We start from the raw sequence: 26,595 nt of genomic DNA on the forward strand, positions 1-26,595 counted from the left end.
ATACCCGTCCCCGCCGATGTCTTCCCCAAGCCGCAGAACCGCTCATTCAGTCGCCCTGACGCGCCTGGCCCAAATCAGTGCGCTGGCGCTGGCCGCCACCCTGGTGGGCTGCCAGAGCACCCGTCAGCTCGACGAATCCGATAGCGTTCGCGCGCACAGCTACCAGGCGCGGATCAAACACAAACCCGCTCCCCTCGCGGTCAAACCGGCCGAGCAGGCGCCCCAGGATGTGTGGGAGCGCATGCGCCAGGGCTTCGCCCTGCAAGACACCATCGACGTCAACCCGCGCATCGAGCAGCAGCGGCTGTGGTTTGCCAGCAACCCTTCGTTCCTGGAAAACGCCGGTGAGCGTGGCAGCCTGTACCTGCACTACATCGTCGAGCGCCTGGAAGAACGCGACATGCCGCTGGAGCTGGCCCTGTTGCCGGCGATCGAAAGCGCCTACAACCCCATGGCCTACTCGCGCGCCCATGCCGCAGGCATGTGGCAGTTCATCCCCTCCACCGGGCGCCACTTCAACCTGCGCCAGACCAATTTCTACGATGGTCGCCGCGACATCACCGCATCGACCAATGCCGCGCTGGACTACCTGAGCCGCCTGCACGACATGTTCAACGGCGACTGGCTGTTGGCGCTGGCCGCCTACAATGCCGGCGAAGGCACCGTCAGCCGGGCGATCGAGCGCAACGAGAAACTCGGCCTGCCAACCGATTACTGGAACCTGCCCCTGCCGCAGGAAACACGCGACTACGTGCCCAAACTGCTGGCCCTGTCGCAGGTGGTGCTGACCCCCGAAGCGTACGGGGTGAATCTCAACCCGATCGCCAACGAGCCCTACTTCGAAGCCGTCGCCATCAAGGACCGCCTGGACCTGTCGCGGGTTGCCGCCTTCGCCAACATAGACGAAGACGAACTGATCCAGCTCAACCCGGCCTTCAAGAAGCGCATGACCGTGGATGGGCCCAAGCAATTGCTGGTGCCGACGGCCAAGGCGCAACTGCTCTCCGACAGCCTGTCCAACCTCAAGCCTGAACAACTGATCAGCCTGCAGCCGAACAAGGCCGTGTTCGCTCGCGCCGTGGCTGAAGCCAAGGCACCTGCCAGCGCCCGCAGCTACCGCGTGAAGCGCGGCGACAGCCTGAGCACCATCGCAAGGGCCAACCGGGTTTCGGTCAAGGATATCCAGCGCTGGAACAAGCTCTCGGGTAGCCGGGTAAAGGCCGGCCAGGTGCTGGCGTTGCGTGGCGGTAGTGCGGCGGGCAACCGGGTGGCGGCATCCTCCAAGCGCTCGACTAAGTACAAGGTCCGCAAGGGCGACTCACTGTATCTGGTGGCGAAACGTTTCAACGTCGAGATGAAGCACCTCAAGCGCTGGAATCCGCGCAGCGGGCATGCCCTCAAGCCAGGCCAGACCTTGACCGTCTACCTGGGGCATTGATCTGAATCGGGGCTGCTTGGCAGCCCCTCGATCTCCTTCCAGCCACACCCTTTTTCCAGCCCCGCCAAGCTGTTACTGTAGCCCGACCAAAGCCCAACGCCTCTGGATCGGATGCCGACTTGATACGTCCCCTCCTGCTGTCACTCAGCCTGGCCTTGAGCTTTCCCGCAGCCGCGATGGTGAGCGAAAGCCACGGATACGCGCAGTTCGGCACGCTCAAGTACCCAGCGACATTCACCCATTTCGACTGGGTCAACCCGCAAGCGCCCAAGGGCGGCACCTTGCGCGCTATGGCATTGGGTACGTTCGATACGCTCAACGCCTATACCTTCAAGGGTTCAAGCCCAGTCACAACGCCGAACTTCCTGCAGTACGGGGTCAACGAGCTCAACGAAACGCTGATGGTCGGCACCGGCATGTACGACCCTTCCGGCGACGAACCCACGTCCAGTTACGGCCTCATCGCCCGCTCGGTGGAGTACAGCGAGGACCGTAGCTGGGTGGTGTTCAACCTGCGCCCGCAAGCGCGCTGGCATGACGGCAAACCGATCACCTCGGCCGACGTCGCCTTCTCTTATTACACGCTGCTAAAAGGCGGCCACCCGATCTACCGCACCAATCTGCAGGAAGTGCAGCGCGTGGATATCCTTGGCCCGTTGCGCATCCGCTTCGTGTTCAAGCGCGCTGGCAACCCGCTGCTGATCCTGCGCCTGGGCGAAATGCCGGTGCTGCCCAAACACTACTGGCAAGGCCGCGATTTCAAGGCCACCACCTTCGAGCCGCCTCTGGGCAGTGGCCCCTACCGCATCACCCAGGTGCAGCCCGGCAGGCGCCTGGTGTTCGAGCGGGTGAAGAATTACTGGGGCAAGGACCTTGCGGTGAACCGCGGCAAGTACAACTTCAACCGCGTCGAATACGAGTTCTATCGGGACGCCACAGTCGCGTTCGAAGCCTTCAAGGCCGGCGAATTCGACATCTATATCGAGCATCAGGCAAAGAACTGGGCCAACGGCTACAACTTCCCGGCACTGCGCCGTGGCGAGGTGATAAAGGCCCAGATCCCGCACCGCATCCCGACCCAGACCCAGGGGTTGTTCATGAACACCCGCCGGCCCACCTTCAGCGACGCCAGGGTACGCCAGGCGCTGGGCCTGATGCTCGACTTCCAGTGGACCAACCGCGCCCTTTTCAGCAGCGCCTACCGCCGCTCGACCAGCTACTACCCCAATAGCGAGTTTGCCGCCAGCGGCCTGCCCACGGGCAAGGAGTGGCTGCTGCTGGCGCCGTTCCGTGACCAATTGCCGCAAAAGCTGTTCACCCAACCCTATCAGGTCAGCCACACCGAGGGCCGCGGCATCAACCGCCAGACCCTGCGCCAGGCGCTGAGCCTGCTCGGCGATGCCGGCTGGAAGCTCGACGGCCAGCGCCTGGTCGACGCGCACGGCCAGCAGCTGCGCATGGAACTGCTGCTGGTGAACCCCAACCTCGAACGCATCTTGCAGCCCTATGTCGAAAACCTGGCGAGCATCGGTATCGATGCGCGCTTGCGCACCGTGGACCGTGCCCAGTACAAACAACGCCTGGACCAGTTCGACTTCGACATGATTCTGATGACCCTGAGCCAGACCTTGAGCCCCGGCCTGGAACAGTGGCTGTACTTCCATTCCAGCCAGGCTGCGACCAAGGGCAGCAAGAATTACGCGGGGGTCAGGGATCCTGTGGTCGACCACCTGCTCGATACCCTGCTCGCCGCACGCACCCGCGATGACCAGGTCGCCGCCGCCCGCGCCCTGGACCGCGTGCTTTCCTGGCAGTACTACATGATCCCCAACTGGTATCTCGACAATCACCGCCTGGCCTACCGCAACCGGTTCGGTTTCGTCACCACACCGCCCTATACCCTCGGGCTGAATACCTGGTGGCTAAAGACTTCGGAGAAAGCCCAATGATGCCAACGTACCGCCTGCGCCAACTGGCAGGCAGCCTGCTGCTCGCCTGCCTGAGCCTACCGGCTCTGGCCGCGCCGCAACACGCACTGACCCTTTATGATGAGGCGCCGAAATACCCGGCCGACTTCAAGCACTTCGACTACGTCAACCCCGACGCGCCCAAGGGCGGCACCTTCCGCCAGTCCAGCTTCGGTGGTTTCGACAGCCTCAACCCCTTCATCAACAAAGGCGTGGCCGCCGAAAACGTCGGTGCCATCTACGACACTTTGATGCGCCAGAGCCTGGACGAGCCCTTTACCGAGTACGGCCTGGTTGCCGGCAAGATCGAAAAGGCCCCGGACAACAGCTGGGTACGCTTCTACCTGCGCCCCGAGGCACGCTTCCACGACGGCCACCCGATGCGCGCCGAAGACGTGGTATTCACCTTCAACGCCCTGATCAAGGACGGCGCACCGCTGTACCGCCAGTACTATGGCGATGTCGCCCAAGTCGTCGCCGAAGACCCGCTGCGTGTGCTGTTCAGGTTCAAGCACAAGAACAACCGCGAGTTGCCGCTGATCCTCGGCCAGTTACCGGTACTGCCCAAGCACTGGTACGAAGGCCGCGAATTCAACCGCGGCAACCTGGAAATCCCGCTCGGCAGCGGCCCGTACAAGATCACCGAGGTCAAGCCCGGCCGCTCGATCCGCTACGAGCGGGTCAAGGACTACTGGGCCAAGGACCTGCCGCTCAACCGCGGCCAGTTCAACTTCGACGCCATGACCTTCGACGCCTACCGCGACAACACCGTCGCACTGGAAGCACTCAAGGCCGGCCAGTTCGACTATGGCCTGGAAACCAGCGCGAAAAACTGGGCCACCGCCTATAACGTTCCCGCTGTACGCGATGGCCGCCTGATCAAGGAAGAGCTGCCCAACGGCAACCCCACCGGCATGCAGGGGTTCATTTTCAACCTGCGTAAACCGCTGTTCCAGGACATCCGCGTGCGCCAGGCGCTGAGCCTGCTGCTGGACTTCGAGTGGACCAACAAGCAGTTGTTCAACGGCGCCTACACCCGCACCGGCAGCTACTTCGAAAACTCCGAAATGGCCGCCCGAGGCCTGCCCTCGCCTGCCGAGCTGAAGATACTCGAGCCGCTGCGCGGCAAGATTCCCGAACAGGTGTTCAGCGAGGTCTTCCACAACCCGGTCACCGACGGCAGCGGCATGATCCGCGAACAGCAACGCCAGGCTTACAAATTGCTGATGGACGCTGGCTGGAAGATCGTCGACGACAAGATGGTCGACAAGAACGGCAAACCAGTGTCCATCGAGTTCATGCTGGCCCAGACCGAGTTCGAGCGCATCCTGCTGCCGTTCAAACGCAACCTGGCCGACCTTGGCATCGACTTGAACATCCGCCGCGTCGACGTCTCGCAATACATCACCCGCCTGCGCTCACGTGACTTCGACATGATCGTCAGTGGCTTTGCGCAGTCCAACTCCCCAGGCAACGAGCAGCGCGAGTTCTGGTCCAGTGCGGCGGCTGACAACCCCGGCAGCCGCAACTTCATCGGCCTGCGTGACCCGGCCATCGACCAGCTGGTCGAAGCACTGATCAACGCCGATTCGCGGCAAAGCCTGATCAACCACTCCCGTGCCCTGGACAGGGTGCTGCTATGGGGCTACTACGTGATCCCCAACTGGCACATCAAGACCTGGCGCGTGGCCTACTGGAACCACATCGGCCACCCCGATGTTTCGCCCAAGTACGACATCGGCATCGACACCTGGTGGATCAAGCCTGACGTGACGCCAGCCGTGTCCGAAACGCCCGCTCAAGAGGCCAACTGACATGCTGGCCTACATCCTGCGTCGTCTGCTGCTGATCATCCCGACCCTGTTCGGCATCCTGGTCATCAACTTCATCATCGTCCAAGCCGCCCCCGGCGGCCCGGTCGAACAGATGATCGCCAAGCTCGAAGGCTTCGAGGGCGCCACCAGCCGGATCGCCGGCGGTGGCGCCGAGGTCTCCGTGGCCGGCTCCAACTACCGCGGCGCCCAGGGCCTCGACCCGGCGCTGATCGCGGAAATCGAGCGCATGTACGGCTTCGACAAGTCGCCCCCCGAGCGCTTATGGATAATGGTCAAGAACTACGCCCAACTGGACTTCGGCGAGAGCTTCTTTCGTGACGCCAAGGTCATCGACCTGATCGCCGAGAAGATGCCGGTGTCGATTTCGCTCGGGCTGTGGAGCACCTTGATCATGTACCTGGTGTCGATCCCCCTGGGCATTGCCAAGGCGGTGCGCCACGGTAGCCACTTCGACGTCTGGACCAGCTCGGCGATCATCGTCGGCTATGCCATCCCGGCGTTCCTGTTCGCCATCCTGCTGATCGTGCTGTTCGCCGGCGGCAGCTACTTCGACTGGTTCCCGCTGCGCGGCCTGACCTCGAACAACTTCGACGAGCTGTCCACGACCGGCAAGGTGCTCGACTACTTCTGGCACCTGGTGCTACCGATCACCGCCTTGGTGATCGGCAACTTCGCCACCATGACCCTGCTGACCAAGAACAGCTTCCTCGACGAGATCAACAAGCAGTACGTGGTCACCGCCAAAGCCAAAGGCCTGAGCCGCTCACGGGTGCTCTACGGCCACGTGTTCCGCAATGCCATGCTGCTGGTGATCGCAGGCTTCCCTTCGGCGTTCATCGGCATCTTCTTCACCGGTTCCCTGCTGATCGAGGTGATCTTCTCCCTCGACGGCCTGGGCCTGATGAGTTTCGAGGCGGCCATCAACCGCGACTACCCGGTGGTGTTCGGCACCCTGTTCATCTTCACCCTGCTCGGGCTGGTGGTGAAACTGATCGGCGACCTCACCTACACCCTGGTCGATCCGCGCATCGACTTCGCCAGCCGGGAGCACTGACATGGCCTTGTCCCCTCTCAACCGTCGGCGCTTCGAGCGCTTCAAGGCCAACCGACGCGGCTGGTGGTCGCTGTGGCTGTTCCTCATCCTGTTCGGCCTGAGCCTGGGTGCCGAACTGATCGCCAACGACAAACCGATTGCCGTGCGCTACGACGGCGAGTGGTTTTTCCCGGCCTTCAAACGCTACCCGGAAACCACCTTCGGCGGCGAGTTCCCCCTGGAGGCCAACTACAAGAGCCCGTATATCCGGGAGCTACTGGCCAAGAAAGACAGCTTCGTGCTGTGGGCCCCGATCCCCTACAGCTACCAGAGCATCAATTACGACCTGCGCGTACCCGCCCCTGCGCCGCCCTCGGCGGACAACTGGCTGGGCACCGACGATCAGGGCCGCGATGTGCTGGCGCGGGTGATCTACGGCTTCCGCATTTCGGTACTGTTCGCCCTCACCCTGACCATCCTCAGCTCCATCATCGGCGTCATCGCCGGTGCCCTGCAGGGTTTCTACGGTGGCTGGGTAGACCTTGCCGGCCAGCGCTTTCTGGAGATCTGGTCCGGCTTGCCGGTGCTGTACCTGCTGATCATCCTTGCCAGCTTCGTACAGCCCAACTTCTGGTGGTTGCTGGGCATCATGTTGCTGTTCTCATGGATGAGCCTGGTTGACGTGGTGCGCGCCGAGTTCCTGCGCGGGCGCAATCTCGAGTACGTGCGTGCCGCCCGTGCCCTGGGTATGCGCAATGGCGCGATCATGTATCGGCACATCCTGCCCAACGCCATGATCTCGACCATGACGTTCATGCCCTTCATCCTCACCGGTGCCATCGGCACCCTCACCGCCCTGGACTTCCTCGGTTTCGGCCTGCCACCGGGCGCGCCGTCGCTGGGCGAACTGGTAGCCCAAGGCAAGTCCAACCTGCAGGCGCCATGGCTGGGCATCAGCGCCTTTGCCGTACTGGCGATCATGCTGAGCCTGCTGGTATTCATCGGCGAATCCGCCCGCGATGCCTTCGACCCGAGGAAGTGAGATGAGTGAACAGAACCTGATCGAAGTGCGCGACCTGGCGGTAGAGTTCGTTACCGGCGAACAGGTCAACCGTGTGGTCGATGGCATCAGCTTCGACATCCGCAAGGGCGAGACCCTGGCGCTGGTCGGCGAGAGCGGTTCGGGCAAGTCCGTTACCGCCCACTCGATTCTGCGCCTGCTGCCCTACCCGCTGGCACGCCACCCCAGTGGCAGCATTGGCTACAAAGGCAAGGACCTGCTGCAGCAAGGTGAGAAGGCCATGCAGAAGATTCGCGGCAACCGCATCGCGATGATCTTCCAGGAGCCGATGACCTCGCTGAACCCGCTGCACTGCATCGAGAAGCAGATCAACGAAATCCTGCTGCTGCACAAGGGCCTCACCGGCAAGCAAGCCACTGCGCGCACGCTGGAGCTGCTTGAACTGGTGGGCATTCCCGAGCCACGCAAACGCCTGAAGGCCCTGCCCCACGAGCTGTCCGGTGGCCAGCGGCAGCGGGTGATGATTGCCATGGCCCTGGCCAATGAGCCGGAGCTGCTGATTGCCGATGAACCCACCACCGCACTCGACGTGACCGTGCAGTTGAAGATTCTGGAACTGCTCAAGGAACTACAGGCGCGGTTGGGCATGGCATTGCTGTTGATCAGCCATGACCTGAACCTGGTCAGGCGCATTGCCCACCGTGTTTGCGTGATGCAGCGCGGACAGATTGTCGAGCAGGCCGATTGCGCAACGCTGTTCAGCGCGCCGCAGCACCACTACACGCAGATGCTGATCAATGCAGAACCCAGCGGGTTGCCGGCGCAAACCGCAGTGGGTACGCCACTGCTGGAAGTGAACGACCTGAGGGTATGGTTCCCGATCAAGAAAGGCTTGCTGCGCAAGACGGTCGACCACGTGAAGGCCGTGGACGGGATCAACTTCAGCCTGCCCCAGGGGCAGACCCTGGGGATCGTGGGTGAGTCCGGATCGGGCAAGTCGACGCTTGGGCTGGCGATCTTGCGCTTGATTTCCAGCCAAGGGGGCATCCGCTTCCACGGCCAGGCACTGGAAGGCTTGAACCAGCAGCAGGTGCGGCCACTGCGACGCGAGATGCAAGTGGTGTTTCAGGACCCCTTTGGTAGCCTGAGCCCACGTATGTGTGTGGCGGACATCGTCGGCGAGGGGCTGCGGATTCACAAGATTGGTACAGCCGCGGAACAGGAAGCGGCGATTATCGCGGTGCTGGAAGAAGTCGGCCTGGACCCTCGCACCCGCCATCGCTACCCGCATGAGTTTTCGGGCGGGCAACGTCAACGTATCGCCATCGCCCGGGCGCTGGTGCTCAAGCCGGCGTTGATTCTGCTGGACGAACCGACCTCTGCGCTGGACCGTACGGTGCAGCGGCAGGTGGTGGAACTGCTGCGCAACCTGCAGCAGAAGTACAACCTCACCTACCTGTTCATCAGCCATGACCTTGCCGTGGTCAAAGCGTTGAGCCACCAACTGATGGTGATCAAGCATGGCCATGTTGTGGAACAGGGCGAGGCCCGGCAGATCTTCCATTCACCCCAGCACGCTTATACGCAGCAACTGTTGGAGGCAGCGTTTTTGCGCCATGACAGCTGAGGGTGACTGCCTTCAAGCGCCAGCGCGTGCGTCGCGACGCGTGCGGCGCTGTCAGCACTGCCCTGGTTGCAGATGCTGACAGCGCCACGCAGGGTGCACCGGGCCTGAAGTGTTGGCCTGAGAAGGCCCAGCGCCAACGAACCCCTCATCGCGAGACGAGCCCCTCCAGCAGCTACGCAAGCGCAGCGCTGGAGCTAGGCAGCCCGTACAGTGGTGCAAGCGCTCCGGATCAGAAATCAATCGTGCCCGAGAACTTCACCAACCGCGGATCGCCCTGGGTCATGTAGCCACCATTGGCTGAAGCCCAGTAGTTCTTGTCGGTGAGGTTTTCCACGTTCACCCGCAGGGTCAGGTCCTTCTCGGCGACTTTCAGCTTGTAGCGTGCACCGGCATCGAAACGATTCCAGGTCGGCAGGCTGAGGTCGTTGGCGGCATCGACGTATTGGCCGCCGGTGCGCAGCATCCGGGCATTGAGTGCCAACCCTGGCACCCCCGGCACATCCCAGTCGACACTGGCGTTCAGCTGGAAAGTCGGCACGCCGATGGCGTGGTTGCCGTCGTTGGTACCATTGGCAGTCTTTTTCTGCTCCGACGCCATGCGGGTACCGCCGGCCATCAGGCGCAAACCTTCGATCGGTTCGCCGTAGACACTCAGCTCCAGGCCTTTGTTGACCTGCTCGCCATCGCGAATGTAGGTAGTGCCCTCGGTATAGCCATCGGACGGTTTTTCAATGCGGAACACAGCCAGGTTCGCGCCGTAGGTCTGCTTATCGAGCTTGATACCTGCCTCAAGCTGTTTGGTTCGGCCAGGCGGGAACATCTGCCCGGCATTGACAGTGTTCGCCGGGGCCGTCGGGCCCTGGGCCAAGCCTTCGATGCGGTTGGCGTAAACCGAGATACTGTCGGTGGCCTTGTACACGATCCCATAGACAGGCGTAGTCACGCCCTTTTCATAAGCAGGACCGTTACGGCTTCCGTCATTGGCCGGGTTGGCGACGCCATTGAAAGTGGTACCGTCATAGAAATAGTTTTCGATGCGCAGTTGCTGACGACGCACCCCGTAAGTGAGCAACAGACGGTCATCGAACATGCCCACCGTGTCGGAAATAGCGATGCTGCGGTTACGGGTCTTGCCGGTCACACCGGGGTCACCCATCTCACCACCGGTGAGGTAGCCGTCGGTTGGCTTGGGCAGCGTGACCTTGTCGTAGATATTGGTGTTGCCAGGGACTGGGCGATAAAAGGTGTAGGCGTTTTCCGCCTGCGTCCACAGGGTATTGGCGCCCACGGCAATCTGGTGGCTGAACGGCCCGGTCTGCAGGCGGCCATTGAGGCCGGCGCTGAAGCTGGTGTTGTCTTCGCCGTGGACGATATCCGAACCGGAGAGCGTAGCCGTGCCGCTATTGCCCACCAGCACCGGCGTGCCATAGGTGCCATGCTCGCGGGTATGGCGCGCACCACCCGCCAGATAGGCGGCCCAGCTCTCGTTCAGGTCCCATTCGCCACGAATCATGCCGAAGGTATCTTCCGACTCGCTGTAGCTCCACGCCTGGCCGTAGTTGTGGCTGGCATCCGGTGCGGTTGGCACCTGGGTGGCGGTGCCTGGGCGCACTGAGTTGCGCAGGTGGTTGATACGCTGCTTCTGGTAACCGAAGTCGGTGGAGATGCGCACCGTGTCGCCGCGGTAGTCCAGGCCGGCAACGAATAGCTTGGTCCGCTGGTCCTGATCGTCAACAGCGGTTTCACCTTCACGCTGGCTGAGGTTCAGCCGCGCGCCAAAACGGTTGTCTTCGCCGAAGCGCTGGCCGATGTCCAGATGCTCGCCGATGCGCCCATCGGCACTGATGTCCTGGGTGTAACGGCGGGTAGGAACATCGCCAGCACGCTTGGGTTGCAAGTTGACGTTACCACCAAGGCCAGTGCCGGTCGGGCTCACACCATTGAGAAACGCATTGGGCCCTTTGAATACCTCAACACGCTCCACACCGTCGGTGGACATGATCTGGCGCGGCAGAATGCCGTAGAGGCCGTTGAAAGAGATGTCATCCCCTGCCAGCGGCAGCCCGCGTATCACGAAGACCTTCGACTGGTTGCCGAAGCCGAACGACTCGCGCACGGACGGGTCGTTGGCCAGCACGTCACCGATGTCCTCCGCCTGCTGGTCTTCGATCAGCTTGGAGGTGTAGCTGGTCAGGGTGAACGGGACGTCCATGTTGTCCTGATTGCCCAGCACGCCCATGCTGCCGCCGCGGGCGACCTGGCCACCGGCGAACGCCTCGGGCAGCGCGCCGGGTGTGGGCTTGACGGCGTCGGCGTTGACGTCAGTGGCGTCGAGCTGAATAGGCTCGGCCGCTTGCGCCATCAGCGTTACGGAACAGCAGAGCGCCAGCATGGCTGGGCGCGATGGGAAGCGAGACGCCATCGAACAAATCCTGACAAAGAATTGTGAGTTAGAGTGATGGCGTAAATGATAATGCTTCCTATGTATGAACATCAACCTGAAACAAGGCCAAATGCCATCCGTAGGACCAGTGGCATTTCGAGCCGTCACAGGGCGAGCAAGCCACCGATGCCTAGGGTTGGATTGCAGCGCCCGCGCAGACCGCTTTTCAGCTAAAAATACTCAGGCCTGAACAGCCCGGCCCACCGCGGCTTCGCTGTCAGCCACCATCCCCTCCCGCATCCGCTGCGCATCGCGACTGAAACACCGCGACGCGGCCAGCAGAAACACCATGGTCAACATCAGCGCCACCGGTATCAGGTACATCGCGTCGTGCAACCCCTGGGCCTTGAACGCCTCGCTCATCGTTACCTCACCCGCTGCGTCCATGGCGGCGACGGCGAAATGGTCCGACAGCCCACCGACCACCACCGGCCCCAGGCCACCGCCCAGCAGATAGAGGCCGGCGAAATACAGCGCCATGGCCGTGGCGCGCAAGCGGGGCTGCACCACGTCCTGGATGGCCGTGTACACGCAGGTGTAGAAGTTGTACGAAAACAGCCAGCCCACGCCGAACAGCGCCACGAATAGGCCCAGCTCGATCCGCCCGGCATGCAGCGCCCAGGCGGTGGCCAGCGTGGCGACCAGCATGCTCGACACAGCGAACATCAGCCGGCCGTTGGCAAAGCGCTGATGCACCTTGTCGGCCACCCAGCCACCCAGGGTGAGGCCTAACAGACCGGTCACACCGACGATGACCCCGGTGGCCACTGCGGCTTGTTGCAGTTGCAGCTCGAAGTACCGCTGCAGCATGGGCACCATGAACGAGTTGCAGGCGTACGACGCAAAATTGAACGTAAGGCCCGCGAGCACCAGCCAGGCGAAGGTGGGCACGCTGAGTACGCGGCGCAGGGGCCGGTCCAGCGGCGCCTGGGAGACGGCTACGGTTTCGGCCGCACCGCGTGCGGGTTCGCGGATCAGGAACAGGAACAACGCCAGCACCACACCCGGCACAGCGGCGATGAAGAACGGTGCGCGCCAGCTGCCGAAGGCCTGCACCATGGCGCCAATGGTGAAGAAGGCCAGCAACAGGCCCAGCGGCAGGCCGAGCATGAAGATACCCATCACCCGTGCCCGCCGCTCGGCAGGGAACAGGTCGCCGATCAGCGAATTGGCGGCAGGCCCATAGCTGGCTTCGCCGATGCCCACCCCCATGCGCACCAGCAGGAAGCTCCAGAAGCTGCCGACCATGCCGTTGACTGCCGTCAGCCCGCTCCACGCCATCAGGCCCCAGCCCATCAGCCGGCTGCGCGAGCCGGTGTCGGCCAGCCGTGCCAGTGGCAGGCCGGCGATGGCATAGACCAGGGTAAAGGCGGTGCCGATCAGGCCGATCTGGAAGTCGCTAAGGTGCCACTCCAGGCGAATCGGTTCGATGATGATGGCGGGTATGGTGCGATCGAAGAAATTGAACAGGTTGGCCAGAAACAGCAGCAACAGGATGCGCCAGGCGTTGTTCGCTTGGATGGCGGTCGGCATTGTCAGGTCCCTCTTTATTGTTGTTCGGGGCTTCCAGCACGCCACACGAATCTAGAGGGCCAACAGGTGTGCGTCTGCCACCATTGACCGCGCTGATACCGAGCGATGCCCGCTGAACGGTACGCCGGCCCGGCTCAACGCAAATCCTGACTCACTCGCTCTACAGCGTTCACCACACCCGTCGCGCCCTGCAGGATCACGCCAATCGCCTGACCTGCCTGCGAGGCGAGTTGCAGGCTCTGCGTGGCATGACTGCGGCTGGTTTCTATTTCGCCCACGGCCTGGCTGGCGAGGGTCTGGTTATGCGCCACCACCGAGACGATCTCATCGGTAGCGGTGCTGGTGCGCGCCGCCAGCTTTCGCACTTCGTCGGCTACCACGGCAAAGCCCCTGCCCTGCTCGCCGGCGCGGGCCGCTTCGATGGCTGCATTGAGCGCGAGCAGGTTGGTCTGCGCCGCGATGCCGCCGATGGTCTGCACGATCGAGCTGATCAATACCGATTGCTCACCCAGTGCAGTGATCGTCGTGCCGGCCGATTGCAGTTGTTGGGTCATGCCCTGCATGGTCTGCTCCACTTGCTGCACCACCGCCGCGCCCTCGGACGCTCCGCCCACGGTGTCGCGCGACACCTCCAGCGCCATCTGCGCAGCCTGCCTGATGGCCTCTTCACGCTGGACCTGTGCGGTCACCACCGAGGCGAATTTCACCACCCGCACCCGTTTTCCCTGGGCGTCGTTCACCGGGTTGTAACTGGCTTCCAGCCACACTTCCTGCCCGTGCCGGTCCAGCCGGCGGAAGCGGCCAGTGACGTAGCGGCCGGTGTTGAGCGTTCGCCAGAATTCTGCATAAGCCGGGCTGGCGGTGTCTTCTGCGCAGCAAAACATCCGGTGATGCTTACCCACCACTTCATCGAGGCGGTAGCCCATGCCCGCCAGGAACGTGTCATTGGCGGCCAGCACATTGCCTGCCAGGTCGAACTGGATGACCGCGCTGGAGCGTAACAGCGCGTCGAGCAGCGCCTGGTTTTCCCGGGCCAGCCCGACCTCTTGCGACACGTCGCGCCCGAATGCCCGTATTTCGCATACCCGCCCTTGTGCATCCAACCGCGGATACCAGCCCAAGCGCCACCACGCCGACTTGCCATTGGCCGCGCTCAGGCTCATGTCATCGTGCACCGGCGCACCCTTGGCAAGCGCGCTGGCCAACCCGCCCAAGGCCTGGGCGGGAAGCCATTGCTTCAAGGAGGTGCCGGCCAAGGCGTCCACCGTCACGCCGAACGCAGCCGCACTGACGAGGTTGCAGTCGAGGATCCGCCAATCGCCGTCGAGCCGCAGAAAAAAACCGGCCTGCTCTATCTGCTCCAGGCACTGCCGAAGGCTTTCCAGTTCGCGTTCACGCTCGGCGAGCGTGGTTTTCAATTGCCGGTTGAACATGCTGGCTACCTGCTGAGGATAAGCGACGAATAAGTCAAATCAGGACTGCGACCAGCGAAGCCGGTTGTTGCAGTACCACGTCTGGAAGGCGGCCAGTGGCATGGGCCTTGCCAGGTAATAGCCTTGCGCCTGGGCACAACCCCAGGCCTTGGCACAGGTGAGCTGTTCAGCGGTTTCGATGCCTTCGGCCACCACCTGGTAACCGAGCTGGTTAGCCAGCCCCACCAGCGACTGCACCAGCAGGAGGTCCTTGGCACTGTGCGTGGCCTTCTGGATCAACGAACGGTCCAGTTTCACCAGCGTGGCAGGAATGCGGCTGAGGTAGGCCCAGTTGCTATAGCCGGTACCAAAGTCATCGATGGCGACGTCGATCCCCGCCTGACGGGCGCGCAGCAATTGTCGCCGCACTTCTTCGGGTTGCTCGATCAGCACGCTTTCCGTGAACTCCAGCTGCAGGCGCCCCGGCGCGATGGCCCTGCGCTGGAGCTCGGCGAGCAAGGCATCCATGAATGCTGCGCTCTCCAGGTCGCGCGCGGTGACATTCATACTGATGCGTAAGTCTGGCGCCTGAGCGTGTTGCAGGATGTTCAACACCGCGTGCATCACCCACAGGCTGATCGACGCTATCAGCGCGGTTTTCTCGGCCAGGGCGATGAACTCGGCAGGGGAAATATCCCCCAATTGCGGGTGGCGCCAGCGCAACAGCGCTTCAGCGCTGTTGCACGTATGGCCTTGCAGTTCGACGCGCGGCTGCAGGTGCAGGCTAAGCTCGTCATCGCGCTGCAGCGCCGCCCCCAGTGAGGTCAGCAGGGAGAAGGCCCTGCGCTGTGCGGCGTCCACCTCCGGCTGATAGTGCGCGCAGCGGCCAGGGTTGCCACGGGCCGCGTCGGCGGCGCCGACCGCACGGCGCAACCAGTCAAGGCTGCCATCGTCGTCGCAGCGGCTGACCGGTGAAATACCGACCGAGGCATCCAGCAGGACAGGAATCTGATGACACAGCACAGGATCGCTCAGCACACCGATGACCCGCGCGCACATTGCCAGCGGGTGCTGGTGCACGATGACGGCAAACCGGGTGGGGCTGATCTTGTACAACGCCAGATCGGAGTCAAGCTGGCTGACGATCAGGTCTTTCACCTGAAGGGTAAGGTCGTGGGCGAAGTTGTAGCCCAACACCTTGATCATGTGCGTCAGCACCTGCGCCGGCATGATGTCGAACACCACCACGGTCAGGGCATCATGGCGTTCAAGGCGCGTCTGCACGTCGCATTCAAGTTTTACCCGGTTGAACAGCCCGGTCGGCTGGTCGTAGAAATTTCGACGACGTATGCCGGCAATGATCTGCACTGCCATGTCGGCGAACGCCTGCAACATCCCGCGCTGGGCATCATCCAAGGCCGCACGCGGGGCTGTATCGATGATGCAGAAACTGCCAATCGCGACCTGCTTGTCTACCAGCAGCGGAGCGCCGCAATAGTAGCGAATGCCGGGTGCACCGGTGACCAGTGGGTTGTCGGCAAAGCGCGGGTCCAGCGTCGCATCCAGTACTTCCAGCGGCTGCGCCTGAAGAATGGTGTGGGCACAGAACGCGACATCCCGCGGCGTGCTGTCGGCCTCCAATGCAGTCTTGGCCATGAACCACTGCTGGCACTCACTTACGATCGAGATCAGGCATATCGGCGCACTGAAGTACCGTCCGGCCCATTCGACCAGCGTGCGCAGCTCGGTGCTGCAGTCCTGGTGCGCAACACACCACTCGGCGACCGCAGCCAGGCGCTGCTCTTCGTTGTACGGCACTGGGGCGACATTCATGTTCATTTCACCTGCCCCGATCGGAATGGCAACTAGGTTATGGCAATAGGCTATTACTGAGACTCGATCACTCCCTTGAACGTTCCGCGCTCCTGCGAGGAATTCAACAGTACCGACAAAACCTGTACAAATCCAGATGGATGTACAATTTTTTGATGGCAGGAAAGACCTATCCGCCGTGAATTCGGCAAATTCAGCGCTGCATACCTGTACAAAATTAAATTAGCGTACAAAGGAATGAACGGTCGCGCCCCAGGCTGCGCCTGGGCAAAAAGCGCGAATGGAGGCGCTGTCGCTGCAACTGGCGGGTTGCTGCGACTATTCAGAAAAGGGGAGTAATGGAGGGGGGGTGTTTCGGTTTGCGCGTCAACTGACGTTCAGCTTGCCTGGCAATGGCCCTAGGAGGAAGGCGCAACCAGCCTGTATCCCACCCCGGCCTCGGTGATGATGAACCGCGGTGCTGTTGGATCATCGCCCAGTTTCTGGCGCAAATGCCCCACGACAATCCGCAGATAATGGGTGTTCTCCACGTGTGTCGGGCCCCAGATATCCTTGAGCAACTGCTGCTGGGTAATGACTCGCCCCGGATGCCCGGCAAGTTGCGCCAACAACGCGTATTCCTTGCGGGTCAGTGCCACCTCTGCGCCCTCAAGCGTCACCTTGCGAAAGGCGAAGTCCACGGTCAACGGCCCAAAGCTCGCGGTCACCTCGCCCCCACCCGCTTGCGGTACCTGGCGCAACAGCGCACGGACCCTGGCCAAAAACTCCTGGATGCCGAACGGCTTGGTCACATAGTCATTGGCCCCGCCATCCAGCGCATCGACCTTTTGCAGTTCGCTGGCACGCACCGACAGCACCAGCACCGGCACCGCACTCCACTCGCGCAACTCGCGCAGCACATGCTGCCCGTCCATGTCAGGCAAGCCGAGGTCGAGCACCACCAGGTCAGGCTTGGCCAAGGCAGCCTGAGCAAGCCCTTCGCTACCGGTGGCCGCCTCGATTACCTTGTAGCCTTGTGAGGCCAGGCTGATGCGCAGGAACTTGCGGATCTGCGGTTCATCGTCAATGACCAGGAGGGTGGCGGACTGGCTCATGGGGTTTCGCTTTCGGCTTCGGGTTGTTGGGGCAAGGGCAAGCATAGAGTGATGCAGGTGCCATGGCCATCGATGCCTTCGCTGACCAGGATCTGCCCACCATGGGCACCGATCATGCCCTGGCAGATCGCCAGGCCCAGGCCGGTGCCCTGCCCGCCACGGTCGCCGCGGGCTGCGGTGTAGAACATATCGAAGATTTTCTCGCGCTCGGCCACGGGGATACCAGGCCCTTGATCGCTGACCGCGAAGCGCAATTGCTCCTCGTGCACCGACACCTGCAGTTCGAGGCGGCCTTGGGCAGGTGAGAAGCGGGCCGCGTTCTCCAGCACGTTGATCAGCGCCTGTTCGATCAGCGCGGCGTGCACGAACAGCAACGGCAACTCGGCGGGCACCTCGGTGTGCACGCGCAGCGGCGCGAGCACCACGCGAAGGCGGTTCAGGGCACTGCCGACGATATCGGCCGGGGCGACCCAGTCGCGGGCCAGCTTCAGGCCGCCGTGGCCCAGGCGGGTCATGTCAAGCAGGTTCTGGATATAGCGGTCAAGGCGCTCGGCTTCGTTGCGGGTGCCTTCCAACAGTTCGCGGCGGTCTTCGGTGGGGATGGCCTCGCCCAGCGCCAGCAGGCTGTCGATACTGCCACGCATGGCGGTCAGCGGTGTGCGAAGGTCGTGGGACACCGAGGCCAGCAGTGCACTGCGCAACTGCTCGGTCTCGCCGTGCAGACGTGCGGCTTCCAGTTGCTCGGCCAGGCGGGCTCGGGCCAGCGCCTGGGCCAGCGGTTGACCAAGCGCCATGAGCAGCCGGCGGCGCTGGGCACTGAGAGGGTCGCCGGACTGGGGGCGCACACCGAGCAGGGCCAGGGGATGATCGTCGACGATCAATGGCCACCACCACCATCGGCCGTTAGGCAGGGTGTCGCTGCCATGGCCAGCGGCCTGCCCATGCTGCCAGGCCCATTCGGCGGCGGCGCGCTCGTTGTCGCTCAGGGCCTGAGCCTGGCCGCTGGCCACTTGCAACTGCCCTTCAGGGTTGCGTTCGAGCAGGCACACGTGCACGTCCTGCCAGCCATTGAGGTGCTGGCCGGCGGCGTTGAACACGGCTTGCCGGTCGGTGGCGACCGTCAGCCGTCGCGACAGGTCGAGCAACTGGTTGGTCTGCGCCTGGGTTTCGCGAAGGGCCTGCAACTGCCGGCGCTGACGCGCAGCGAGGTTGCCGGTAAGCGCAGCCATCAACAGGAAGAACACCAGCGTCAGCACGTCTTCTTCGCGCTGAATGCTGAAGGAAAAATTCGGCGGGATGAACAGGAAGTCATAGGTCAGGAACGACAAGGCAGCACAGGCCAAGGCCGGGCCCAGGCTGCTGCGCACCGCAACCAGCAATACGGCGGCAAGGAACACCAGCGAAATATTGGGCAGCGCCAACACGCTCGACACCGCCCAGGACAACCCCGTTGCCAGCGCGGTGGCAGCCAGTGCCAACAGATAGTGGCGCCATACCCACACCCGTCGCACGGTCGAACGTGCCGGGGCCGGCTGAACATCGCGGTCGAGCACGTTGATTTCAAGCCCGTGGCTTTCGCGCAGCAACCGGGCAGCCACCCCTGCGCCGAACAATCGACGACGCAGGCGGTCCCGAGACTGGCCTACCAGCACCAGGCTGGCTCGACGCTCGACGGCATGCTGGATCAGCGTACGTGCCACCTCGCCTGCGCGCAGCACCACCACCTCCCCACCCAGGCGTTCAGCCAGTTGTTGCGCCGCCTGCAAACGCTGGCGTGCGGTTTCGTCGCGCAGCCGCCCGTTGTCCACATGCACCAGGCTCCAGGGCAAATGCCGACGCTGCGCAACCCGGCTGGCATGGCGCACCAGGCGTTCGGCCTGGTCGTCACCCTCGACACCTACCAGCAGACGCCCGCGCAGTGCCGGCGCTTCTTGGCCACGCTGGCGGTAGCCGTGGGCCAGGTCGGCATCGACCTGTGCGGCGGCGGCCTGCATGGCCAGCTCACGCAACGCGGTGAGGTTGGTCTGGGAAAAATAGGCATCGATCGCAGCCCGAGCCTGCTCGGGCACATAGACTTTGCCCTCACGCAGACGTTCGAGCAGCTCGCGCGGCGGCAGGTCGATCAGCACCAGTTCGAAGGACTCCTGCAGCACCCAGTCCGGCAGGGTTTCACGCACGTGCACGCCGGTAATGTCGCGCACCTTGTCGTTGAGGCTCTCCAGGTGCTGGACGTTGACCGTGGTGTACACGTCGATCCCGGCGGCTAGCAGTTCCTGAACGTCTTGCCAGCGTTTGGCGTGGCGGCTGCCCGGGGCGTTGCTGTGGGCCAGTTCGTCGACCAGGGCCAGATCCGGGGCGGCCTTGAGCAGGCCGTCCAGATCCATTTCTTCCAGGGTGACACCACGGTATTCGCTGCGCAGCAGAGGTTGCTGGACCAGGCCAGAGAGCAGTGATTCGGTTTCGGCGCGGCCGTGGGTTTCGACTACGCCTGCCAGTACCTGCACGCCTTGGCGCTGTTGGGCGTGGGCCGCCTGGAGCATGGCGTAGGTCTTGCCCACCCCGGGTGCTGCACCGAGAAATACCTTGAGCCTGCCACGCCCTTCGCGCGGCAGGTTGGCCAACAGCGCGTCTGCGCGGGCTGCGTCACTCATGCTTCATCCTTCAATAGCGCCACGATCGGTTTTTCTGGGCCTGCATCGCCGACAAGCCGACCCCCACAGGCGGTTCACAGCTTCGGAAAGTTGTGCACGACCTGTGTGAGCCGGCTTGCCGGCGATTGGGCCGCAAAGCGGCCCCACATTCATGACCCCAATTTGCTCAACGCTTGGTTAAGGGCCAGCACATTGACCACAGGCGGCCCGATCAATGGGTGGAGGGTGGCCTCTTCCAGCAGGGCTTGCAAGCGCTCTACCGGTATCTGGCGCGCCGCCGCCACCCGCGCAATCTGGTAGGCCACGGCCTGCGGTGGCAAATGCGGGTCCAGGCCACTGCCCGAGGTGGTCAGCAAGGCCTGCGGCACCGGCCCCTGCCCAGCCTGGTACAGCTTCGCGGCATCGCCCGTGACCCGTTCGGCCAGCGCCGGGTTGCTTGGCGACAGGTTGCTCGCGCTGCTGGCCACGGTGGCATAAGCCCCCGCCGAAGGCCGCGAATGGAACCAGCCATCGCCTTGGAAATCCTGGGCGATCAGTGCCGAGCCGCGCACCTTGCCCTGCTCATCGCGCACCAGGCTGCCATTGGCCTGCTCCGGAAAAACCACTTGCGCAACCCCGGTCACCGCCAGTGGATACAGCGCACCGGTGACCACTGCCAGCGACAGGATCAGGCTCAGCGCCGGGCGTACATAGGTGTTCATGGTGGCCTCCTCAGACCAAGTGCAAAGCGTTGAGCAGCAGGTCGATCAGCTTGATCCCGACAAATGGCACGATGATGCCGCCCAGGCCGTAGATCAGCAGGTTGCGTCGCAGCAGATGAGCAGCACTGGCCGCCTGTACCCGCACACCGCGCAGCGCCAGCGGGATCAGTACGATGATGATCAGCGCGTTGAACACGATGGCCGAAAGGATCGCACTCTGCGGGCTGGCCAGGTGCATCAGGTTGAGCACGCCCAGTTGCGGGTAGATGGCGGCGAACAACGCCGGCAGGATGGCGAAGTACTTGGCCACGTCGTTGGCGATGGAAAAGGTGGTCAGCGCGCCACGGGTCACCAGCAACTCCTTGCCCACCTGGACCACGTCCAGCAGCTTGGTCGGGTCGCTGTCCAGGTCGACCATGTTAGCGGCCTCGCGCGCAGCCTGGGTACCGTCGTTCATGGCCATGCCCACGTCAGCCTGGGCCAGGGCCGGGGCGTCGTTGGCACCGTCGCCGCACATGGCCACCAGGCGGCCGTCGTTCTGCTCCTGGCGGATGCGCGCCAGCTTCTTCTCCGGCGTGGCTTCGGCCAGCACGTCGTCAACACCGGCTTCGGCGGCGATGGCCGCGGCAGTCAGCGGGTTGTCGCCGGTCACCATTACCGTGCGAATACCCAGCTTGCGCAACTCGGCGAAGCGTTCGCGGATGCCAGGCTTGACCACGTCCTTGAGGTGGATCACACCGAGCAGGCGCTTGTCCACGCACACCAGCAGCGGCGTACCACCACTCTGGGCGATGCGTTCAACTTCACGCGTCAGCGCCAGCGGCATTTCCAGGCGCTGCATGCCGACGAAGGCGAGCACGGCATCAACGGCGCCCTTGCGGTAGCAATGCTGCTGGAAATCGATGCCCGACAGGCGTGTCTCGGCACTGAAGGCGACGGTGTTGAACTGCCCCGCGCCCGGCTCGACGAAGTCATGCAACTGGCGCAGGTACTCGACGATCGACTTGCCTTCGGCTGTGTCATCGGCCAGCGAAGCGAGCAAGGCACCTTCGCCCAGTTCCTTGGCAGTCACCCCGGTGGCGGCATGCAGGGCGCTGCAGCGGCGGTTGCCAAAGGTGATGGTACCGGTCTTGTCGAGCATCAGTGTGTGCACGTCACCGGCCGCCTCCACGGCACGGCCCGAGCGGGCGATCACGTTAAGGCGCACCAGGCGATCCATGCCGGCGATACCGATGGCCGACAGCAGGCCGCCAATGGTGGTCGGGATCAGCGTCACCAGCAGTGCAGCGAGGAAAATCAGTGGCAGGCTGCCGCCGGCGAAGTGGGCGAATGGCTGCAGCGTCACCACGACGATCAGGAAGATCAACGTCAGGCCGATCAGCAGAATGTCCAGCGCGATCTCGTTGGGCGTCTTCTGCCGCTTGGCGCCTTCGACCAGGGCGATCATGCGGTCCAGGGTCGACTCGCCAGGGTTGCTGGTGATGCGAATGAGCAACCAGTCGGAAACCAGCCGGGTATTGCCCGTGACAGCCGAGCGGTCACCACCGGATTCGCGAATCACCGGCGCCGACTCACCGGTGATGGCCGCCTCGTTGACCGCGGCGATGCCTTCGAGCACCTCGCCGTCACCTGGGATCATCTCGCCGGCCACGACACGGACTACGTCGTCCTTGCGTAACTGCGCAGCGGCAACGGTCTCGAACGTGCCGTCGCGCGTCCGGCGCTCTGCGGTCAGCCCCTGGCTGCCGGCCTTGAGGCTATCGGCGCGGGCCTTGCCCCGGCCCTCTGCCAGCGCTTCGGCAAAGTTGGCGAACAGCACGGTAAACCACAGCCACAACGCGATCTGCACGGCAACGCCGGTGCTCACGTCACTGCCGGGCGCAAAGCACAGCACGGTGGTCAAGACGGCGGTCAAAGCCACCACCAGCATGACCGGCGAGCGCTTGAGCTGACGCGGGTCAAGCTTGACGAATGCCTGCACCAGCGCCGGGCGCCACAGCGCGGCGAAGCGGGTCTGGTCCTTGGCGCTGTGCCGGGCGTTCACTTCAGGAATGGGCATATTCATGGTCGGTTCCTCAGAAACCCAGGCTCAGGTGTTCAGCGATTGGCCCAAGGGCCAGGGCTGGCAGGAAGGTCAGGCCGCCCACCAGCAGGATGGTCACCAGCAGCAGGCCGGTGAACAGCGGGCCATGGGTCGGGAAGCTGTTGAGCCCTTGGGGCGCGCTTTTCTTCGCTGCCAGGCTGCCAGCCAAGGCCAGGATCGGCAGGATGTAGCCAAAGCGGCCGATGAGCATGGCCAGGCCGATCATCACGTTGTGGAACACTGTGTTGGCGCCGAAACCTGCGAACGCCGAGCCGTTGTTGGCGGCGCCGGAGGTGTAGGCGTAGAGCAACTGGCTGAAGCCATGGGCACCCGGGTTGCTGACCGCGCCGGCAGGGCCTGGCAGGCTGGCGGCGATAGCGCCAAGCACCAGCACGCCGACCGGCATCACCAGGAGGGTTGCCACCAACAGCTGCACTTCCCGAGCCTGCAGTTTCTTGCCGAGGTATTCCGGGGTCCGGCCGATCATCAAGCCGGCCAGGAACACGGCGATCAACACGAACAGCAACATGCCGTAGAGCCCCGCGCCAACACCGCCGAAGATCACCTCGCCGACCATCATGTTGACCATGGCGACCATGCCGGTGAGTGGGTTGAGGCTGTCGTGCATGGTGTTGACCGACCCGTTGGACGCTGCGGTGGTGGTCACCGCCCACAGCACCGAGCCGGTCGTGCCGAAGCGGCTTTCCTTGCCCTCCAGGGGTGCGCTCTGTTGAACCTGCGCGCTGTCAAGCGCCGGGTTGGGCTGGTGCTCCGACCACAGCGCGGTCGCGCCGCCAAGCAGAAACAGGCCGAGCATGCAGGCAAGAATCGCCCGGCTCTGGCGCAGGTCCTTGACGTAATGGCCGAAGGTGAAGACCAGGGCGGCCGGGATCAGGATGATCGAAGCCACCTCGAACAGGTTGCTCCAGGCCGTGGGGTTCTCGAACGGGTGCGCCGAGTTGACACCGAAGAAGCCGCCACCGTTGGTCCCCAATTGCTTGATCGCGATCTGGCTGGCGGCAGGGCCGAGCGGAATCGTCTGGTCAGCGCCTTGCAGGGTCACCGCGTGGGCGTAGTCAGCGAAAGTCTGCGGCACACCCTGCCAGACCAGCAGCAGCGCGAGCACCAGGCAGAACGGCAACAGGCCGTACAGGGTGGCACGGGTTATGTCGACCCAGAAGTTGCCAATACTGCTGGTCGAGCGGCGGGCGATGCCGCGGCACAAGGCGACCAGTACGGCCAGCCCGGTAGCGGCGCTGACAAAGTTCTGTACGGTCATGCCAAGCATCTGGCTCAGGTAACTGACCGAAGCTTCACCGCTGTAAGCCTGCCAGTTGGTGTTGGTGACGAAACTCACCGCGGTGTTGAAAGCCAACGACCATTCCAGGCCGGGCAAGCGTTGCGGGTTGAGCGGCAGGTACCCTTGCAGCAAAAGCACGCTGAAGAGCAGCACGAAGCCGGCCAGGTTGAACGCCATCAGCGCCAGGGCGTACTGCTTCCAGTTCTGTTCCTGATCGGCGCGCACGCCGGCCAGCCGGTAGCAGCCCCGCTCCACCGGCCCAAGCAGCGGCGTCAGCCAAGTCCGCTGGCCTTCCATGACGTGGAAGAAGAACCGCCCGAGCCAGGGTGCCGATAGCAGCACGATAGCGAAAAACGCCAACAGCAACGCGTAGTCATAACTGTGCATGGCCGCTCCCTAGCTGCGATCGGCGCGCAGCAGCGCCATCAGCAGGTAAACCGCCAATGCCACTGCCAGTAGCAGTGACAGCCCGTCGAGCATGTTCATGTGTGGATCTCCCCTGGTTACGGCTTGGGCCGCTTTGGGGGAATTGTCCGAGGGGAAGGCGTAAAGGGGCGAGATCGAGGCGCGGGGCTGGGGATAAAGAATGCGTAAAGATCAGGACGGGCCGTTGCCTGCACCGGCCCATCGGCGGGCAAGCCCGCCAGGGGTCAGGCAGGCTAAGGTTGGGGGGTTGGCTGCCCGGCGTTGCGGCTCCAGTCCAGCAGCAGGCTATACCCCACCGCCAGCAGGGTCGGCCCGATGAACAGGCCAATGAAGCCAAAGGCAATCAAACCGCCAAACACCCCGAGCAGCACGATGACCAGCGGCAGGTTGCCGCCCCTGCTGATCAGGTAAGGCTTGAGCACGTTGTCCACACCACTGATGACGAAGGTGCCCCAGATACCCAGGAACACCGCCATGCCGTACTCACCCTTCCATACCAGCCAGGCCGTCGCGGGTATCCACGCCAGTGGTGGCCCCATGGGGATCAGGCTGAGCATGAAGGTGACCAGGCCCAGCACGATGGCCCCCGGCACACCGGCAATCAGGAAGCCGATCAAGGCCAGCAGTGCCTGTGCCGCCGCAGTACCGATCACCCCGTTCACCACCCGTTGCACGGTGCCCGCTACCAGGTCCAGGTAATACTCGGCACGCTCACCTACAAGGCGGTTCAGCAAGCGCAGGACGAACGCCGCCAGGCGCGGCCCATCGCGGTAGAAAAAGAATACGAACACCAGGCTCAGCGTCAGCTCCAGCACACCGCTGCCGATTTGCGCACTGCGCGCCAGCAACCAGTTGCCGACCTGCCCCAGGTGAGGTTTGACCGACGCGATCAGCGCAGCACCCTGCTGGTCCAGGGATTGCCAGCCGCTGACCAGCCGCTCACCTACCAGCGGAATGCCACCCAGCCATGCCGGGGCATCAGGCAAACCATCGACCTGCACGTCGCGCACGAAGGCAGTGGCGTCCCGAACGTGGTCGGCGAGGTTGAAGCCCAACAACACCAGCGGCAAGGCCACGATCAGGATCCAGGCCGAGGTCAGCAGGCCTGCTGCCAATGTTTCACGCCCACCCAGTGCGCGCGTCAGCAGGCGCATCAGCGGCCAACTGGCAAATGCCAGGATTGCCCCCCACAACAACGCGGAGATGAACGGCGCCATCACCCACAACGTGGCGCCGAGCAAGGTCAGCAGGATAATCTGGATCAGCAGGCGATCATTGTTGGCCATGGTGGCGCTCATTCAACGGATCAGTTCCAGGTGCAGGCCATCGGTGGGGGTATCGCCGACTTCGAGCCGGTTGCTGCGTACGCCGGCCTTGATCAGTTGCTGACGCCAGGCTTCGGCCTGGGCACCGCTGAGGCTGGCGCGCAACGTGATATCCAGCTTCAGGCTGCGCCCCAACAGCGCCACCCACGCAGGCTCAGGTGCCCCCAGGTCGGGGTAGTCGAGCTTGCCAGTGTCGCGCATTTCAAGCAGCACCGTGGCGGGTGTCGGCAGCAATTCACCCAGCGGGCTGCTGGCGACGAACTCTTCCACATGCAGGTAGGCGCGACGGTTGCCGCGGGTTACGGCGTAAAGCGCCACCAGGGTATCTGCCTCTTCGGCGGAGCGGCGCAGAAGGATGAACGCCTGCTGCTCGTCACCGCCATTGAGCCGCGCGCTGCCGAATACCTCGTTGCCCCACAGGCTGGCTTCGCCGCAATCACGGCCCAGACACCAGAACAACGGATAGCCGCCATCGCGCTGCAGTGCTTCACGGGCGCTGGCAAAAGCCTCGCGCGCCGTGCGCTCTTCCGGCAGCTCGTAGGTGATGGAGCTGACCTGGCCCCGGCTCTCGACCTTGTCGTCCACGCGCAGACGGCCGCTGATCTTGCGCAGTGGGCCCATTGGGTAGATGCGTTCCTGCTCGACTGCCGGGCGTTGTTCGACCACTTTGGCATCCACAGGCACCGGCAGGGCGTCGGCCCACAGCAACGGGCTGACGAGCGCCAGGCAGGCGCCGGCAGTACGAATCATGACGGGCACGCTCATCGGCGACCCGCGCGGCGGCGAGCGCCGTGATGAAGCTCCAGGATGTCTGGCAGTTGCATGGTTGTCTCCCTGTTCAACCCGCCAAGCCTCGACACTTGTCCGGCTCAA

The 26,595-nt window shown here is 63.6% G+C and carries 18 protein-coding genes and 1 pseudogene; 6 read left to right on the forward strand and 13 right to left on the reverse strand.

The annotated features are described in order from the left end of the window. Positions 1–16 precede the first annotated feature (16 nt). From JNA92_RS23980 to JNA92_RS24005, 6 genes are all read left to right on the forward strand, one after another. Entirely contained in the window at positions 17–1,438 is a 1,422-nt protein-coding gene (locus JNA92_RS23980) for a lytic transglycosylase domain-containing protein (RefSeq protein WP_241807014.1), read from the forward strand. A gap of 119 nt (positions 1,439–1,557) precedes the next feature. Next, on the forward strand, positions 1,558–3,387 hold the full coding sequence (locus JNA92_RS23985) for an extracellular solute-binding protein (RefSeq protein ID WP_241807015.1): 1,830 nt from the start codon (positions 1,558–1,560) through the stop codon (positions 3,385–3,387). After that, on the forward strand, positions 3,384–5,219 hold the full coding sequence (locus JNA92_RS23990; protein WP_241807016.1) for an extracellular solute-binding protein: 1,836 nt from the start codon (positions 3,384–3,386) through the stop codon (positions 5,217–5,219). Before JNA92_RS23985 ends, JNA92_RS23990 begins: the two co-directional genes overlap by 4 nt. A gap of 1 nt (position 5,220) precedes the next feature. Continuing rightward, entirely contained in the window at positions 5,221–6,294 is a 1,074-nt protein-coding gene (locus tag JNA92_RS23995) for a microcin C ABC transporter permease YejB (RefSeq protein ID WP_039603181.1), read from the forward strand. Between the two features lies 1 nt (position 6,295). Continuing rightward, positions 6,296–7,315 (forward strand): ABC transporter permease, encoded by a 1,020-nt coding sequence (locus tag JNA92_RS24000; protein WP_241807017.1) that lies wholly within the window; start codon positions 6,296–6,298, stop codon positions 7,313–7,315. Between the two features lies 1 nt (position 7,316). Beyond that, on the forward strand, positions 7,317–8,921 hold the full coding sequence (locus JNA92_RS24005) for an ABC transporter ATP-binding protein (protein ID WP_241807018.1): 1,605 nt from the start codon (positions 7,317–7,319) through the stop codon (positions 8,919–8,921). Positions 8,922–9,150: 229 nt separating this feature from the next. On the opposite strand, the gene JNA92_RS24010 is transcribed toward JNA92_RS24005, so the two are convergent. The 13 genes and pseudogenes from JNA92_RS24010 to JNA92_RS24065 all read right to left on the reverse strand — a co-directional run bounded on the left by JNA92_RS24010 (position 9,151) and on the right by JNA92_RS24065 (position 26,487). Next, a complete protein-coding gene (locus JNA92_RS24010; protein WP_241807019.1) occupies positions 9,151–11,343 on the reverse strand; it encodes a TonB-dependent receptor in 2,193 nt (730 codons plus the stop codon). A 201-nt stretch (positions 11,344–11,544) separates the two neighbouring features. Further along, positions 11,545–12,897: an MFS transporter gene (locus JNA92_RS24015; protein WP_241807020.1), complete on the reverse strand. Its 1,353-nt coding sequence runs from the start codon at positions 12,895–12,897 to the stop codon at positions 11,545–11,547. Positions 12,898–13,031: 134 nt separating this feature from the next. Further along, on the reverse strand, positions 13,032–13,538 hold the full coding sequence (locus JNA92_RS25860) for a methyl-accepting chemotaxis protein (protein WP_277818278.1): 507 nt from the start codon (positions 13,536–13,538) through the stop codon (positions 13,032–13,034). A 30-nt stretch (positions 13,539–13,568) separates the two neighbouring features. Beyond that, a pseudogene (locus tag JNA92_RS25865) lies at positions 13,569–14,330 on the reverse strand (PAS domain-containing protein); the annotation flags it as partial. Positions 14,331–14,369: 39 nt separating this feature from the next. After that, entirely contained in the window at positions 14,370–16,142 is a 1,773-nt protein-coding gene (locus tag JNA92_RS24025) for a bifunctional diguanylate cyclase/phosphodiesterase (RefSeq protein ID WP_241807022.1), read from the reverse strand. A 398-nt stretch (positions 16,143–16,540) separates the two neighbouring features. Beyond that, positions 16,541–17,236: a response regulator gene (locus tag JNA92_RS24030; protein ID WP_241807023.1), complete on the reverse strand. Its 696-nt coding sequence runs from the start codon at positions 17,234–17,236 to the stop codon at positions 16,541–16,543. Next, on the reverse strand, positions 17,233–19,887 hold the full coding sequence (locus tag JNA92_RS24035; protein ID WP_241807024.1) for a sensor histidine kinase: 2,655 nt from the start codon (positions 19,885–19,887) through the stop codon (positions 17,233–17,235). Before JNA92_RS24035 ends, JNA92_RS24030 begins: the two co-directional genes overlap by 4 nt. A 149-nt stretch (positions 19,888–20,036) precedes the next feature. Next, the gene (kdpC, locus tag JNA92_RS24040; RefSeq protein ID WP_241807025.1) at positions 20,037–20,588 is read right to left on the reverse strand and encodes a potassium-transporting ATPase subunit KdpC; all 552 of its coding nucleotides are present in this window, start codon (positions 20,586–20,588) and stop codon (positions 20,037–20,039) included. Positions 20,589–20,598: 10 nt separating this feature from the next. Then, positions 20,599–22,653, reverse strand: coding sequence for a potassium-transporting ATPase subunit KdpB (gene kdpB, locus JNA92_RS24045; protein WP_241807026.1), 2,055 nt, complete (start codon positions 22,651–22,653; stop codon positions 20,599–20,601). 10 nt (positions 22,654–22,663) lie between these two features. Next, positions 22,664–24,358, reverse strand: a complete 1,695-nt coding sequence (gene kdpA, locus JNA92_RS24050; RefSeq protein WP_241807027.1) for a potassium-transporting ATPase subunit KdpA — start codon at positions 24,356–24,358, stop codon at positions 22,664–22,666. Between the two features lie 9 nt (positions 24,359–24,367). Beyond that, positions 24,368–24,457 carry a K(+)-transporting ATPase subunit F gene (gene kdpF / locus JNA92_RS24055; RefSeq protein WP_039602773.1) on the reverse strand — a complete coding sequence of 30 codons (90 nt, stop codon included), beginning with the start codon at positions 24,455–24,457 and terminating at the stop codon, positions 24,368–24,370. Positions 24,458–24,630: 173 nt separating this feature from the next. Continuing rightward, the gene (locus tag JNA92_RS24060) at positions 24,631–25,683 is read right to left on the reverse strand and encodes an AI-2E family transporter (protein WP_241807028.1); all 1,053 of its coding nucleotides are present in this window, start codon (positions 25,681–25,683) and stop codon (positions 24,631–24,633) included. 12 nt (positions 25,684–25,695) lie between these two features. Further along, the gene (locus JNA92_RS24065) at positions 25,696–26,487 is read right to left on the reverse strand and encodes a DUF4892 domain-containing protein (protein ID WP_241807029.1); all 792 of its coding nucleotides are present in this window, start codon (positions 26,485–26,487) and stop codon (positions 25,696–25,698) included. Between the last annotated feature and the right edge of the window lie 108 nt (positions 26,488–26,595).

The organism is Pseudomonas putida (genome assembly GCF_022627325.1).
Classification (GTDB): domain Bacteria; phylum Pseudomonadota; class Gammaproteobacteria; order Pseudomonadales; family Pseudomonadaceae; genus Aquipseudomonas; species Aquipseudomonas putida_X.